The following is a 14,117-nucleotide window of genomic DNA, read 5'->3' as shown; positions in this document are numbered from 1 at the left end:
CCCCGATCAGAACTCGTGCTCGAGGCGCAGCCGGATCGTGTTGCGCGGCGAGCCGTCGCCGATGCCGAACAGCCACGCCGCGTCGACGCGGATCGGGCCGCCGAACGCGTTGGTCTTGAGGAAGATCGCGGGGCCGACGCTGTGCTGCTGTCCGGACGCCGGCGACCAGTGGTTCCACGTGCCGAACGAGCCGAAGCCCTGCGCACCCAGCTCGACGCCCTGCGCGACCATGCCCTTGACCTGCCACTGGTAGCCGAGCGCGAGCTTCTCGGGCTCCTCGGCGCCGATGTGCTTGCCCAGCAGCGGATTGACGTTGACCTGCAGATCGTCGGTGTCCATCTGCAGCGTCGGGCCGCAGCTGACGCCGAGGCGGCCCTCGTCGCGGTCGTGCGGGCGCGAGAGTTCGCACAGCAGGCCGACGTCGACCGGGCCGGCGCCGGGCGTGGTCACCTGCAGGTGGTTGGTCCACGACCATTCATCGGTCTGGAAGCGGCCGCCGTCGTCCGCGGCCCAGGCCGCGTAGACCGAGGTGTACCAGCGCGCGGTGGGCGCGCCGCCGATGGCCAGCGTCTGCTGCGTCTCGCGCGAGCCGTCGCGGTCGTGCTCGGTGCCCAGGCCGTACGCGAGCTGCCACTTGCCGGCGTCGTTGTACGGCGTGAAGACGTAGGCGGCCGGATCGGCCCCGGCGGACGAGACCGCGGACGCCAGCAGCGCGCACGTCAGGACGCGACGCATGTCCATGGCCGCGGTACTTTTCTGGAAGGGCATGGTTCATATATCGACCGTTGCCCGGATCTCATTGAGCGCGGCAGGACAGGGCATCCACCGAACGGGCGGCCGCCGTTCGCGACGAATGTCTCGATTCGGCCGGCCATGTGGGCTGGACGGCCATCCAGCCACGCTCAGATCTGCACGCGCGTGCCCAGCTCGATCACCGCGTTGTTGGGGATCTTGAAGAACTCGACGACGCTGCCCGCGTTGCGCGACATCGCCGCGAACAGGCGTTCGCGCCACTGCCACATGCCGTCGCCGCGCGTGGGCACGACCGTCTCGCGGCTGACGAAGTAGCTGGTGCGCATCGGCTCGAGGTCGATGCCGTGCGATTCGCAGATCTTCAGCGCCTCGGGGATGTCGGGCAGGTTCATGAAGCCGTAGTTGATGCCCACGCGCCAGAAGCCCTCGGCCAGCGGCGTGACGACGACGACCTCGTCGCCCTCGACGTACGCGCGCTCGTGGAAGATCACCGACAGGATCACGTTCTGCTCGTGCAGCACGCAGTTGTGCTTGAGGTTGTGCATCAACGCCTGCGGCACGGTGTCGGGGTTGGCCACCATGAAGACGGCCGTGCGCGGCGCACGCTGTTCGACGTGCTCGGCCAGCGACTGGATGAACGGCAGCAGCTCGGGGTCGTCCTGGCGGATCGAGTCGATCAGCAGCTCACGGCCGCGCTTCCACGTGGACATCACCGTGAAGATCGCCAGGCCCAGCACGATGGGGAACCAGCCGCCCTGCACGAACTTGATCGAGCACGACGTGACCAGCAGCAGGTCGAACGCGAAGAAGACGCCCGTGCCCGACCATGCCAGCCAGCGCGGCAGTCCCCACAGGTTTCGCACGACGAAGAACGTCAGCATCGTCGTGATCAGCATCGTCACCGTCACGGCGATGCCGTAGGCCGACGCCATCGCCGCGGAACTGCCGAATCCGAGGGCCGCCATGATCACGGCGAACAGCAGGATCCAGTTGACGCGCGGCAGGTAGATCTGGCCGGCCTCCCTGGCCGAGGTGTAGATGACCTGCATGCGCGGCAGGAATCCCAGCTGGATCGCCTGGCGCGTCATCGAGAACGCACCGGAGATCACGGCCTGCGAGGCGATCACGGTGGCCATGGTCGCGAGGACCACGATGGGAAGCAGCCAGCCCTGCGGGAAAAGGTGGAAGAACGGGTTGTCCAGCGCCTTCGGATCGCGGATCAGCAGCGCCGCCTGGCCCAGGTAGTTCAGCGTCAACGCGGGCAGCACCAGCCCCAGCCAGGCGAGCTGGATCGGCTTGCTGCCGAAATGACCCATGTCGGCGTAGAGCGCCTCGGCGCCGGTCAGCGCCAGCACGATCGCCCCCACGGCCGCGAACACGAGCGGGCCGCGTTCGACGAGGAAATGCAGCGCGAGCAGCGGATTGAAGGCCTGCAGGATCGCGGGGTAGGCGCTGATCTGCTGGATGCCGGTGCCGGCCAGCAGGAGGAACCACAGCACGATGATCGGCCCGAACAGCTTGCCGACGACCGCGGTGCCCTTGCGCTGCATGAGGAACAGCCCGATCAGCACGCCGACGGCGATCGGCAGCACGAAGCGCTTCAGGCCGGGCTCGACGACCTCAAGCCCCTCGACCGCGCTCACCACCGACATCGCCGGCGTGATCACGCTGTCCCCGTAGAACAGCGCGGCGCCGAACAGTCCCAGCAACAGCAGGAACGCGCGCCGCCGGGCCGTGCCGCCGGCGGCCTGCGTCGCCAATGCGGTGAGCGCCATGATGCCGCCCTCGCCGCGGTTGTCGGCGCGCAGGATCAGGATCACGTACTTGAGCGTGACGACCAGCATCAGCGCCCAGAAGATCGTCGACGCCGCGCCGGCGAGGTGCCTGGCGTCCAGCGGAACGCCCCCCTCCGGGCCGAAGATGGTCGACATCGTGTACAGCGGACTCGTGCCGATGTCGCCGTAGACGACGCCGATGGCGCCGAGGGTGAGCGGCAGGAGGGCTTGCCGGCGATGTGCTGTATCCATGGAAAAGAGTCGATGCCTGGCGAACAGGGGAGTGCAGTGTCGCCGCGCGGGCGTAAAAAACGCATAAAGGCCCACGCACCAAGACGGTTCATCCATGCGCTTTCGGAATGGACGTGATGCCAATTGAACGTTGGATTCTTATCCGGGAAAGCCCGATGATTCTCCTACCCTGAAGCGACAGGCAATCTCCTCCGAATGAGCGGAGACGGATGCGGTTGCGGAATAGGGAGACGACCTTAGAACCGGAGAACGATCATGCTGCTCAACGCCCAACGCGCTCAACTGAACCTGGCCGACGACGAAGTCGCCCGCCTGCGCGACGCCTGCGATTCGCGCCTGGAAGTGACCCAGGGCTTCGTCTGGGTGACGGTGGATGGCGACCGCAACGACGTGGTGCTGGGCGCCGGCGAGTCCTACCTGATCGACTCGCGCGACGTCGTGACCGTCAGCGCCATCCGCGGCGCCGCGTCGCTGCGGGTGCGTGCGAACGCCGGCGCCAGCCAGTGCCGCCAGGCCGCCGCCGTCCGCGGCACGGCCCCGAGCCGCTTCCAGCAGATGCTGGCCGGCATCTCGCTGAGCTCGGTCGCCGTCGCCTGACGCTCGCGCGCCGGAGCCGGTTCGCGCATACTCCCCCTGGTACCGGCTTTCGCCGGGCGGGGAGACATGCAGTGAACCGTTTCTGGCCGAAAGGCCTTGCAGCGATCGCGTTGATCGCCAGCACGTTGTCGCATGCCGACGTCCTGATCGGCCAGACCGCCGACTTCAGCGGCCCCGTCGCCTCCGGCGTCAAGGAGACGGCGGCGGGCGCCAAGCTCTGGATCGACCACGTCAACGCCGGCGGCGGCATCAACGGCGAGCCGATCACGCTCGTCTCGATGGACGACAAGTTCGAGCCGGCCAACGCCGCGGCCAACGCGCGCACGCTGATCGTCGACAAGAAGGTGCTGGCGCTGTTCCTGACGCGCGGCACGCCGCACAACCAGGCCATCCTGCCGCTGCTATCGGAATTCGGCGTGCCGCTGATCGCGCCGTCCACCGGCGCCATGGCGCTGCACAAGCCCGTGAACCCGTGGGTGTTCAACGTGCGCGCCAGCTACCAGCACGAGGCCAACCGGGCGATCCGCCACCTGAGCCTGGTCGGCCTCGCGCACATCGGCATCGTGCAGGTCAACGACTCGTTCGGCTCCGATGCGGTCAAGGGCGCGCTCGACGCGTTCGCGCAGGTCAACGGCGCGCCGCTGTTCACCGAGAGCTACGACCGCGAGAAGCCGGACTTCACCAGGATCCAGCACGCGGTCACGACGCTCAATCCGCAGGCGATCCTGTTCCTCGGCTCCGGCAGCGCGGTGGTCAACGGCGTCAAGGCCATTCGTGCCACGGGTTCGCATGCGCAGATCGTCACGCTGTCCAACAACGCGTCCGACGGCTTCATCAAGGCGCTCGGCGACAACGCCACGGGCACCATCGTCACGCAGGTGTTCCCGTACGAACGCTCGCTCGCCTCGCCCATGGTCAAGGAGGCGCGCCAGCTGCAGAAGGCGGCCACCGGCGACGACAAGGTGACGCCCGCCATGCTGGAAGGCTTCGCCGGCGCCAAGGTGCTGGTCGAGGGCCTGCGCCGCGCCGGCAAGAACCCGACGCGCGAGAAGCTGCGCGCCGCGCTGGAGACGCTGCACCACTACGACATCGGCGGCCTGGAAGTCTCGTTCAGCCCGACGAGCCACACGGGCCTGGACTACACCGACCTGTCCATCATCGGCTCGGACGGCAAGTTCACGCGCTGAGGGCCGCCAACGAAAAAGCCCGCCGGGCGGCGGGCTTCGTTCGGGCAGGCAGGCGCTTCAGCTGCTGAAGAGGAAGTTGAGCACGTCGCCGTCCTTGACGACGTACTCCTTGCCTTCCGCGCGCATCTTGCCGGCATCCTTGGCGCCCTGCTCGCCCTTGAAGGCGACGTAGTCGTCGTAGGCGATCGTCTGGGCGCGGATGAAGCCCTTCTCGAAGTCGGTGTGGATCACGCCCGCGGCCTGCGGCGCCGTGGCGCCGACGGCCACCGTCCAGGCGCGCACTTCCTTGACGCCCGCGGTGAAGTAGGTCTGCAGGCCCAGCAGCGTGAACGCCGCGCGGATCAGGCGGTTCAGGCCCGGCTCGGTCTGGCCCATCTCGGCCAGGAACATCTCGGCGTCGGCGGCGTCCATGTCGGCCAGCTCGGCCTCGGTCTTGGCGCAGATCGCCACGACCGGCGCCTTCTGCTTCGCCGCGAACTCGCGCAGGCGATCGAGGTACGGGTTGTTCTCGAAGCCGTTGTCCGACACGTTGCCCACGAACATCGCCGGCTTGGCGGTGATCAGGAACAGCGACTTGACGATGACCATCTCGTCCTTCGTGAACTCCAGGCTGCGCACCGGCTGCGCCTGGTCGAGCGCGGCGCGGCAGCGCTCGAGGATGGCGCTCAGCTTGACCGCTTCCTTGTCGCCCGCGCGGCCCAGCTTGTTGGTGCGGTGGATCTGCTTTTCCACGCTCGCCAGGTCGGCCAGGCACAGCTCGGTCTGGATCACCTCGATGTCGGAGATCGGGTCGACCTTGCCGTTGACGTGGATGACGTTGTCGTCCTCGAAGCAGCGCACGACGTTGACGATCGCGTCGGTCTCGCGGATGTGCGACAGGAACTGGTTGCCCAGGCCCTCGCCCTTGGACGCGCCGGCCACGAGGCCCGCGATGTCGACGAACTCGACGATCGCCGGCACGATCTTCTGCGCGGAGACGATGTCCGACAGCACCTGCAGGCGCGCGTCGGGCAGCTCGACGATGCCCACGTTGGGCTCGATCGTGCAGAAGGGATAGTTCTCGGCGGCGATGCCGGCCTTGGTCAGGGCATTGAACAGGGTGGACTTGCCGACGTTGGGCAGGCCGACGATGCCGCACTTGAGGCTCATGGCGCGTTCTTTCTGTGCCGCGACGGGAATCGGGCGTTCGGAGAGGGGGAAACCGGGCATTTTAGACGGTGTCCCCGCTTCGGAGCGGGTTCACGTTCCTCTCCCTACAATGCGGAATGTCCAAGATCGACGTACGAATCCACGGCAGCGGCATCGTCGGCCGCGCGCTGGCCCTGAAGCTGGCCCGCCAGGGCCTGGCGATCGGCATCGACGCCCGACCCGCGGCGCCCGCCGGCGGCGAGCAGCGGGCCGACGTGCGCGCCTATGCGCTCAACGCCGCCTCGGTCGACCTGCTGCGCGAGCTCAAGGTGTGGGACGGCATGGCGCCGGACGCCCGCACCGCCGTCTACGACATGCGCATCGCCGGCGACGCCGAGGGGTCGCTCGCGTTCTCGGCCTGGCAGCAGACGGTGCCGGCGCTGGCCTGGATCGTCGACGCCGCCGAGCTGGAGCAGGTGCTCGAGACGGCGATCCGCTTCGCGCCGGCGGTCTCGACGGTCGACGCCGGCGCGAAGGCCGCGCTCACGGTGATCGCCGAAGGCAAGGCCGCGGCCGCGCGCGACAAGTTGGGCGTGCGCTTCGAACGGCATTCGTATGGCCACAGCGCGCTGGCGGCCCGCGTCGTGTCCGACGTCGCCCACGCCGGCGTCGCGCGCCAGTGGTTCCGCGCGCCCGACGTCCTGGCATTGCTGCCGTTCGATCGCCCGCGGCCGGAGTGTTCGTACGGCATCGTCTGGTCGATGCCGCAGGCCGAGGCCGAGCGGCTCGTGCAGGCGAGCGATGCGGATTTCGACGACGCACTGAACGCCGCGACGAACGGCGCCGCGGGCACGTTGAAGGTGCAGGGCCCGCGCGCGACCTGGCCGCTGATGCAGGCCAGCGCCGGCGAGATCGTCGGCCCCGGCTGGGCGCTGGTCGGCGACGCCGCCCACGTCATCCATCCGCTGGCCGGCCAGGGCCTGAACCTCGGCCTGGCCGACGTCGCCGCGCTGGCCAAGGTCATCGCCGAGCGCGAATCCTGGCGCGCGCTGGGCGACGAGGCGCTGCTGCGCCGCTACGCGCGGGCGCGGCTCTGGCCGGTCCGCGCGATGGCCGGCGCCGTCGACGGCCTGTGGCAACTCTTCTCCGCCCCGGCGCCCGGCCTGCGCGAGCTGCGCAACCACGGCCTGTCGCTGGTCGACCAGCTCAGTCCCCTGAAGCGATTCCTCGTCTCGCGCGCCCTCGGCTCGTGAGCTTGCCAACCGAGACCTCCATGAACACGACCGCCCGCGCATTGCGCACCTTCCTCGCCGGCCTGTTGGCGCTCGCCTGCGCGGCCGCCTGGTCGGACGACGCCGCCATCCGCAAGACCTGGAACCAGCAGCATCCGAACGGCCCGGCGATCGACGAGATCACGAAGACGCCCATCGCCGGCCTCTACGAGCTGCGCATCGGCAAGGACATCGTCTATTCCGACGACCAGGGCGTCTACCAGATCTATCCGTCGCCCGACCACATCGACGGCCACATCGTCGACGCCGGCAAGAAGGTCGACGTCACCGAGCAGCGGCTCGCGAAGATCATGGCCGCCGACCTGCCCAAGCTGCCGTACGGCGACGCGCTCGTGTTCAAGCAGGGCACCGGCGCGCGCCGCATGATCGTGTTCGAGGATCCGAACTGCCACTTCTGCAAGGACGCCGAGAAGAACTTCGCGGCGCTGAAGAACGTGACGATCTACACCTTCCTGATCCCGATCCTGGGCGACGATTCGGTGGTCAAGGCGCGCGCGATCTGGTGCTCGAAGAACAACGCGCAGGTCTGGCGGACCTGGATGCTGGACGGCGTGATGCCGCCGCGGCCGATGGGCTCGTGCGATGTCAAGGCGCTGGAGCGCAACCTCGATCTCGCCACCCGCTACCACCTGAACTACACGCCGGCCATCATCTTCGACGACGGTTCGAAGTTCGCCGGCAATGCCGATCTCGATCACCTGACCAGGCGGCTCGACGAGGTCGCCGCCGCTTCGAAGAAGGGCTGAGCCCGAGTCGCGCTGCGGCCACGATGGTCCGCAGCCTCCCGCGTCCAACGCCGGCACGCCCGGCCTTCCCGCCACGATGATTCACTACCGAATCGAGGTCGCCGACCTGGCGACCCACCAGTTCAAGGTCACCCTGACCATCGCCGACCCGGCGCCCCGGCAGCAACTGAGCCTGCCCGCATGGATCCCGGGCAGCTACATGATCCGCGAGTTCGCGCGCCACCTCAGCCGGCTGGAGGCGCGCCAGGGTTCGCAGCCGCGGCCGCTGGTGCAGCTGGCCAAGGATCGGTGGAGCGTCGAGACCTCGGGCCGCGGCGCCCTGGTCGTCACGTACTTCGCCTACGCGTTCGATCCCTCGGTGCGCACGGCCTGGCTCAGCGACGACCGCGGCTTCTTCAACACCACCAGCCTGTGCCTGGCAGTCGAGGGCCGCACCGACGAACCGCATCGCGTCGAGCTGGCCCGGCTGCCCGCGGGCTGGGACGTCGCGACGGCCATGGCACGCGTCGACGCGGCCGCCAAGGGCGCGAAGTCGAAGCCGGCGCGCACGCAGGTCTTCGAGTCCGCCGACTACGACGAGCTCGCCGACCACCCGTTCGAACTCGGGCCGTTCTGGCGCGGCTCGTTCACGTCGGGCGGCGTGGTGCACGAGTTCGTCGTCAGCGGCGCCTGGCCGCAGTTCGACGGTGCGCGCCTGCTGGCCGACACCAAGCGCATCTGCGACGAGGAGATCCGCTTCTGGCACGGCGGCGACAAGCCGCCGTTCGCGCGCTACGTGTTCATGCTTTACGCGACCGAGGACGGCTACGGCGGCCTCGAGCATCGCGCGAGCACCGCGCTGATCGCTGCCCGCAAGGACCTGCCGCGCCTGGGCGTGGCCGGCACCAGCGACGGCTACGTCACGCTGCTGGGGCTGATCAGCCACGAGTACTTCCACACCTGGAACGTCAAGCGCCTGAAGCCGGCCGAGTTCCTGCCCTACGACTTCTCGCAGGAGAACTACACCGAGCTGCTGTGGTTCTTCGAAGGCTTCACGTCCTACTACGACGACCTGTTCCTGCTGCGCGCCGGGCTGATCGACCCGGCGCGCTACGTCAAGCTGGTGGGTCGCGCGATGAACGGCGTGCGCCAGGCCCCGGGGCAGCACGTGCAGAGCGTGGCCGAGGCGAGCTTCGACGCCTGGGTCAAGTACTACCGCACCGACGAGAACACGCCGAATTCGACCATCAGCTACTACACCAAGGGTTCGCTGGTGGCGCTGCGCCTCGACCTCGCGCTGCGCGCCGGCGGCAAGGCGACGCTGGACGACGTGATGCGCGCGCTGTGGCGCGACGCACCCGGTGGCGGCGTCACCGAGGAGCTGATCCTGAAGACGGTGGCCCGCCTCGGCGGCAAGGCCGTCGCCGCGGAGCTGCGCGACTGGGTGCACCAGCGCGGCGAGCTCGACGTGCTGCCGGCGCTCGCGCGCGTGGGCGTCGAGCCCGAGGTCGAGACGTTGACGCTGGCCTTCGAGCTGGGCATCCGCGTCGCCGAAGGCCCGGTCACGGGCATCCAGGTCAAGCACGTGCTGGCGGGGGGCGCCGGCGCGGCGGCGGGGCTGTCGGCCGGCGACGAGATCCTGGCCGTCGACGGCTGGCGCGTGCGACGGCTGGACGACGCGCTGTCGTGGATCCGCACCGGCGCGGCGTTCGAGCTGCTGGTCGTGCGCCAGCAGCGCGTGCGCACGCTGCGTGTGGCCGACCGCCTCAGCGAGCGCCGCAATGACGCCGCGTCGCGCAGCCTGAAGCTGAGCGCCTCGCCGAACGCGGCGACCCTCGCACGTCGCAACGGCTGGCTGGGCAAGTAGCGTGCGGTCGCCGTGGCGCGAGTCCAGGCGGCGCCGCGCCGCCTGGTTCGCGTTGATCGTCGCGGTGCTGCTCGTGCATGCGCTGTTCGGACTGCGCGTGCTGTCCGGCGTCATCGGCTGGAACACGTCGAAGCGGCCCAAGGCCATCGAGGTGACGTTCTCGAAGCGCGTGCAGCCGACGGCGCCGCCGCCCGCGACGGCGCCCGCACCGACGCCGCCGGCCCCGCGCCCGCGCGCGTCACGCGTCGCGCGCGCGAGCTCGGCGCCGGTGCCCGCGAGCGCGCCGGAGCCGGCACAGCCGCCTGCGAGCGCGGTCGCCACGGCATCGACCGAGGCCCTACCGGACGCCGCCGGATCGGCCGAGCCGGACATGCTCCAGCGCGCCCAGATGCAGCGCGCGGCGATCCAGGACGCGATGCGGCGTGCCGCGCAGGCTGCCGCCGCCGCGGCGTCGGCCAGCGAGGCGGCCTCCGCCGCGGCGGTGGCCGGCCCCGGGCGCCCGCCCTTCGACTGGCCGCCGGCCACGCGGCTGACCTACACGCTGACCGGCGAGCGCGGCGAAGGCGTGCACATCTACGGCAAGTCGACCGTCGAATGGCGGCGCGAGGGCTCGCGCTACGAGGTGGACTTCAACGTCCACATCTCGCCGCTGATCGACCAGCACATGTACAGCAACGGCACGCTGGGCCCCGACGGCCTCAGCCCGCAGCACTACGACGAGTCGTTCAGCTTCCTGTTCGCGACGCCGCGCACGCGCCACATCGAGTTCGGCGACAGCGACGTGACGCTCAACAACGGCAACCGCGTCATCAAGCTGCCGCAGACGCAGGACGGCGCGAGCCAGTTCGTGCAGTTCGTCTGGATGTTCTACAACCACCCGGAGTGGCTGACGCCGGGCCATGTCGTGCAGATACCGCTCGCGCTGCCCAACAACCTCCGGCGCTGGCACTACCAGGTGCTGGGCACGGAGCACCTGGACCTCGCGTTCGGCGCGATCGACGCCGTGCACCTCAAGCCCCTGCTCGACGGCCCGCGGCGGCCGAACGAATATCCTTTCGACATCTGGACGGCGCCGTCGCTGCAGTACCTGCCCGTGCAGATCCTCGTCAAGGTCGACGACCATACGTGGGCGCTGCTGGCGCTCGACGACCTGCCGATGCAGGCGGCCGGCGAACGGCCCGCGCCGCCGCCGCCGAAAGTGCAGGCCTTCCCGCCGCCGCCGCCCGTGGGCGAGCGCTGAACCCGAGAACTTCAAGGAGACCATCATGACCTACGAAACCATCCTCACCGAGACCGTCGGCGCCGGCCCGCTCAAGACCGGCGTGATCCGCCTGAACCGCCCCAAGCAGATGAACGCGCTCAGCGACCAGCTGATGGACGAGCTCGGCGCCGCGCTGCTCGCCTTCGACGCCGACGACGGCATCGGCGCGATCGTCGTCACCGGCAACGAGCGCGCGTTCGCGGCCGGGGCCGACATCTCGATCATGGCCAAGTACGACTACATGGACGCCTTCAAGAAGGGCCACATCTCGCGCAACTGGGAGACGATGCGCCAGGTGCGCAAGCCCGTGATCGCCGCGGTGGCCGGCTTCGCGCTGGGCGGCGGCTGCGAGGTGGCGATGATGTGCGACATGCTGATCGCCGCCGACACCGCGAAGTTCGGCCAGCCCGAGATCAAGCTGGGCATCGTGCCCGGCGCCGGCGGCACGCAGCGCCTGCCGCGCGCCATCGGCAAGGCCAAGGCGATGGACATGGTGCTCACCGGCCGCATGATGGACGCCGCCGAGGCCGAGCGCTCGGGCCTGGTCTCGCGCGTCGTGCCGGCCGACCAGCTGATGACCGAGGCGCTCGCCGTCGCCGAGCAGCTGTGCGGCCTGGGCATGCCCAGCGTGATGATGGCCAAGGACGCCGTCAACCGCTCGTTCGAGACGGGCCTGACCGACGGCATCGCCTACGAGCGCCGCCTGTTCCATTCGCTGTTCGGCACCGAGGACCAGCGCGAAGGCATGGGCGCGTTCCTCGAGAAGCGCAAGCCCGAGTTCAAGAACCGCTGATCACGGCGCGAAGTCCCGCCGGGTTTCCGCGTCGAGCTTGGACGGATCGAACGCGAAGCCTGCCAGCAGGATCGGCGGCCGGGCGACGATCTTGCTCGCGTGCTCGACGCGGTTGCGATGGCCGTGCGCGACCTCCTCGACCACGTCGAGCTTGTCGCCGGTGACGAGGTTGGCGGTGTTGACGTAGCGGCGGCTGTCGCCCGCGCTGTCGTGGCTCGCAAGCACCGTGCGCACGCCGACCAGGCGCAGCGCGCCGGCCTTGGCGGTCGCCATGAACTGGTAGCCGACGACGTGCGTGCCCGAGCTGTCGTTGGCCGTGGTCTGCACGACCAGTGCCTTGTGCGCGATGAGCACCTGCACCTCGCAGGCGCGGCAGTTGTGGGTCAGCGGGCCGCTCGTCGCGCCCAGCCGGAAGCTGCCGTCGGCCTGCGCGAGCAGCAGCGCGAGCACGGGGTCGCCGTCGGCGCCGGGCGGAGGCGCGAGCACGGCCGCGATGTCGCGCGGGCCGTCCCCGCGCAGCACGCCGGCGCTGTGCGACTGCACCGTCGCGCCCGCAAAGCGCGCATGCAGCAGCGCCGCGGCCGAGGCGGGCAGCGACTCCGCCGGCTCGAACGCCGACGCCGGCCGGCGCTGCAGTTCCGGCCCCAGCGCCTGCGGCGTGAAGGCGAAGGCGTCGAACGCGATCGCCGGCCGCAGCGACACGCTGGAGCGGAGCTCGCGCCGGCGCGCCGGGTCGCTCTGCGTCGGGTCGAGCGTGTCGACCTTGCTGCCGTTGACCAGGTTGGTGCTGATCGCGTAGCCGTGCGCGATCGGGTCGTCGCCGGCCGGCTGCGCCGCGGTGACGCCGACCAGGCGCAGCGCGTCGTCGGTGTCGCGGTAGCCGAACTGGTAGGTGACGCGCTCGAAGTCCGGATCCGACGGCCGCATCACGTGCACCGACAACAGGTGGTGCGCGATGTCCACCGTGGTCGTGCAGGGCTCGCAGCCGGGCGCGACCACCTTGCTGGACGTCGCGACGCGGTAGTCGCCGCCGGCGCCCGTCACCAGCACGGCGACGATGGCGTCATGCGATTGCCCGATCGGGGCCAGCACGACGGCCAGGTCGTCCGCGTCGTCCACCTGCAGGTGGCCGGCGCCGTGGCCGATCGGGTGCATGTACGGGAAGCGCAGGCTCAGCGCGCGCGCCGCCGAGGCGGGCAGGCCGGTGTCGTTGGCCGGCTCGACACGGTGCGGCGCCGGCGCCGGCGGGGGCGGCGCGGGCCGGAACAGGCCGCAGCCGGAGAGCAGCGTGGCGAGGACGGCAGTGACGACGAGGAGGCGAGCGGCCCGCGCTTGGCCACTCTGCAGGAAACCCGGAAGACGCATGCCGCGATCATGCCCTTTCGAGCGACATGCTTCGCGTAACGGCTCGTATCGGTCGCCGGAGAAAACCCGTACGCCGGGATCTACGGCGGGGACGGCGCGAAGCGGGCGTCGATGTAGACCCAGGCCTGCCGGCCCGATTCGAGCGTCACCGGAACGCGGCGGTAGGCTGCCACCTCGTAGACGTCGGCCTGCGCCAGCTCGGCGTCGCTGATCTCGAACACGGTTCCCGCGACCCGATCCGCCGCATCGCCGCCCGGCCGGACGATCGGGTGGTGCGTCTTGCCGCTGGTGGCGACGACCTCCGGATCGTCGATCTCGTGCATCTCCTGCAAGTACCCCGGCAGGGTATCGGGCTGCCCGGTCAGCAGGCGGCCGAAGGTGGCGCGCTGGACGTCGTCCTGTTGCAGCGTCCCGTACGAGAAAAGCAGTGGCATGGACGCGAGCCTGCAGCGTGGCTAGGGCTGCAGCCAGCGCGACGCGTGGCCGCCGAGCAAGGCGCGTCGATGGCCCTCGGGATGCAACTCCACCCAGTCGACCGTCTCCGCCATTGCCTCGATCATCGCGAAGTGGCCGCGCACGCCCAGGTCGGACAGCGGCGCATCGAGCGGACGGCCCGGGGCGGCGACGGCCAGGTAGTCGCGCGCGCCGGCGGAGGTCTGCAGCCTGGCCCAGCGCGACGAGACGGCCAGCCCGGTGGTCTGGACGTGCAGCCGCACCTGCATGCGCAGCTGCTGGCCCAGCTTGCGGCTGTAGAAGATCAGCGTGCCCTGCGGCGACTGCTCGATCTGGCGCACCTTGGGCGAGCGCGCGTCGGTGTAGAAGACCAGGCGGCGCTCGGCCGCGTCCACCTCTCGCAGCACGAGGCTGCGCGCGTCGGCCTGCCCGTCGTCGACGGTGGCCAGCACGGCCACGCGCCACTCGTGCGGCGGCTCGTCGGCGTCCGGCTCGCCGCGCTCGGCGCGCGGCCGCTGAGCCACGCATTGCTCGAGCTCGCTCCAGATGCTCGCCTCGATCTCGTCGAGTTCCTGCAGTCGTGTGGACACGGCAGACCTCCGGGCGGGATGTGAGGACCAACACTATCCGCAGGTCCGGCGGCGGTCAATCGCCGGTCGGTAAATTTTC

At 70.0% G+C, this 14,117-nt stretch carries 13 protein-coding genes; 7 read left to right on the top strand and 6 right to left on the bottom strand.

All coding sequences use genetic code 11. From position 1 onward, the window contains the following. Positions 1-6 precede the first annotated feature (6 nt). Both LPC04_RS21955 and LPC04_RS21950 read right to left on the bottom strand, forming a co-directional pair. Positions 7-741, bottom strand: a complete 735-nt coding sequence (locus tag LPC04_RS21955; RefSeq protein WP_275684428.1) for a hypothetical protein — start codon at positions 739-741, stop codon at positions 7-9. Positions 742-902: 161 nt separating this feature from the next. Further along, on the bottom strand, positions 903-2,780 hold the full coding sequence (locus LPC04_RS21950; protein WP_275684427.1) for a potassium transporter Kup: 1,878 nt from the start codon (positions 2,778-2,780) through the stop codon (positions 903-905). 255 nt (positions 2,781-3,035) lie between these two features. Between LPC04_RS21950 and LPC04_RS21945 the strand changes: the two genes are divergently transcribed. Further along, positions 3,036-3,377 carry a DUF2917 domain-containing protein gene (locus LPC04_RS21945; protein ID WP_275684426.1) on the top strand — a complete coding sequence of 114 codons (342 nt, stop codon included), beginning with the start codon at positions 3,036-3,038 and terminating at the stop codon, positions 3,375-3,377. A 71-nt stretch (positions 3,378-3,448) separates the two neighbouring features. Then, complete coding sequence (locus LPC04_RS21940) at positions 3,449-4,564, top strand: ABC transporter substrate-binding protein (protein WP_275684425.1); 1,116 nt, start codon at positions 3,449-3,451, stop codon at positions 4,562-4,564. Positions 4,565-4,621: 57 nt separating this feature from the next. On the opposite strand, the gene ychF is transcribed toward LPC04_RS21940, so the two are convergent. Beyond that, the gene (gene ychF / locus LPC04_RS21935) at positions 4,622-5,713 is read right to left on the bottom strand and encodes a redox-regulated ATPase YchF (protein ID WP_275684424.1); all 1,092 of its coding nucleotides are present in this window, start codon (positions 5,711-5,713) and stop codon (positions 4,622-4,624) included. A gap of 116 nt (positions 5,714-5,829) precedes the next feature. Between ychF and LPC04_RS21930 the strand changes: the two genes are divergently transcribed. The 5 genes from LPC04_RS21930 to LPC04_RS21910 all read left to right on the top strand — a co-directional run bounded on the left by LPC04_RS21930 (position 5,830) and on the right by LPC04_RS21910 (position 11,630). Continuing rightward, on the top strand, positions 5,830-6,945 hold the full coding sequence (locus LPC04_RS21930) for an FAD-dependent monooxygenase (RefSeq protein ID WP_275684423.1): 1,116 nt from the start codon (positions 5,830-5,832) through the stop codon (positions 6,943-6,945). Between the two features lie 20 nt (positions 6,946-6,965). After that, a complete protein-coding gene (locus LPC04_RS21925) occupies positions 6,966-7,730 on the top strand; it encodes a DsbC family protein (protein WP_275684422.1) in 765 nt (254 codons plus the stop codon). 76 nt (positions 7,731-7,806) lie between these two features. Beyond that, positions 7,807-9,576, top strand: coding sequence for a M61 family metallopeptidase (locus LPC04_RS21920; protein ID WP_275684421.1), 1,770 nt, complete (start codon positions 7,807-7,809; stop codon positions 9,574-9,576). A gap of 1 nt (position 9,577) precedes the next feature. Continuing rightward, a complete protein-coding gene (locus LPC04_RS21915) occupies positions 9,578-10,816 on the top strand; it encodes a DUF3108 domain-containing protein (protein ID WP_275684420.1) in 1,239 nt (412 codons plus the stop codon). A 25-nt stretch (positions 10,817-10,841) separates the two neighbouring features. Beyond that, the gene (locus tag LPC04_RS21910; RefSeq protein ID WP_275684419.1) at positions 10,842-11,630 is read left to right on the top strand and encodes an enoyl-CoA hydratase; all 789 of its coding nucleotides are present in this window, start codon (positions 10,842-10,844) and stop codon (positions 11,628-11,630) included. Here the strand turns inward: LPC04_RS21910 and LPC04_RS21905 are convergent, their stop codons facing one another. The 3 genes from LPC04_RS21905 to LPC04_RS21895 form a co-directional block, all read right to left on the bottom strand. Further along, positions 11,631-12,995 (bottom strand): hypothetical protein, encoded by a 1,365-nt coding sequence (locus LPC04_RS21905; RefSeq protein ID WP_275684418.1) that lies wholly within the window; start codon positions 12,993-12,995, stop codon positions 11,631-11,633. Positions 12,996-13,075: 80 nt separating this feature from the next. Next, positions 13,076-13,429 (bottom strand): gamma-glutamylcyclotransferase family protein, encoded by a 354-nt coding sequence (locus LPC04_RS21900; protein ID WP_275684417.1) that lies wholly within the window; start codon positions 13,427-13,429, stop codon positions 13,076-13,078. 21 nt (positions 13,430-13,450) lie between these two features. After that, the gene (locus tag LPC04_RS21895; protein WP_275684416.1) at positions 13,451-14,038 is read right to left on the bottom strand and encodes a pyridoxamine 5'-phosphate oxidase family protein; all 588 of its coding nucleotides are present in this window, start codon (positions 14,036-14,038) and stop codon (positions 13,451-13,453) included. Between the last annotated feature and the right edge of the window lie 79 nt (positions 14,039-14,117).

This window comes from Scleromatobacter humisilvae (assembly GCF_023231945.1).
Lineage (GTDB): Bacteria > Pseudomonadota > Gammaproteobacteria > Burkholderiales > Burkholderiaceae_C > Scleromatobacter > Scleromatobacter humisilvae.
Note: the sequence above shows the minus strand (reverse complement) of the source record. Positions and strands in the feature narration are given on the sequence as shown.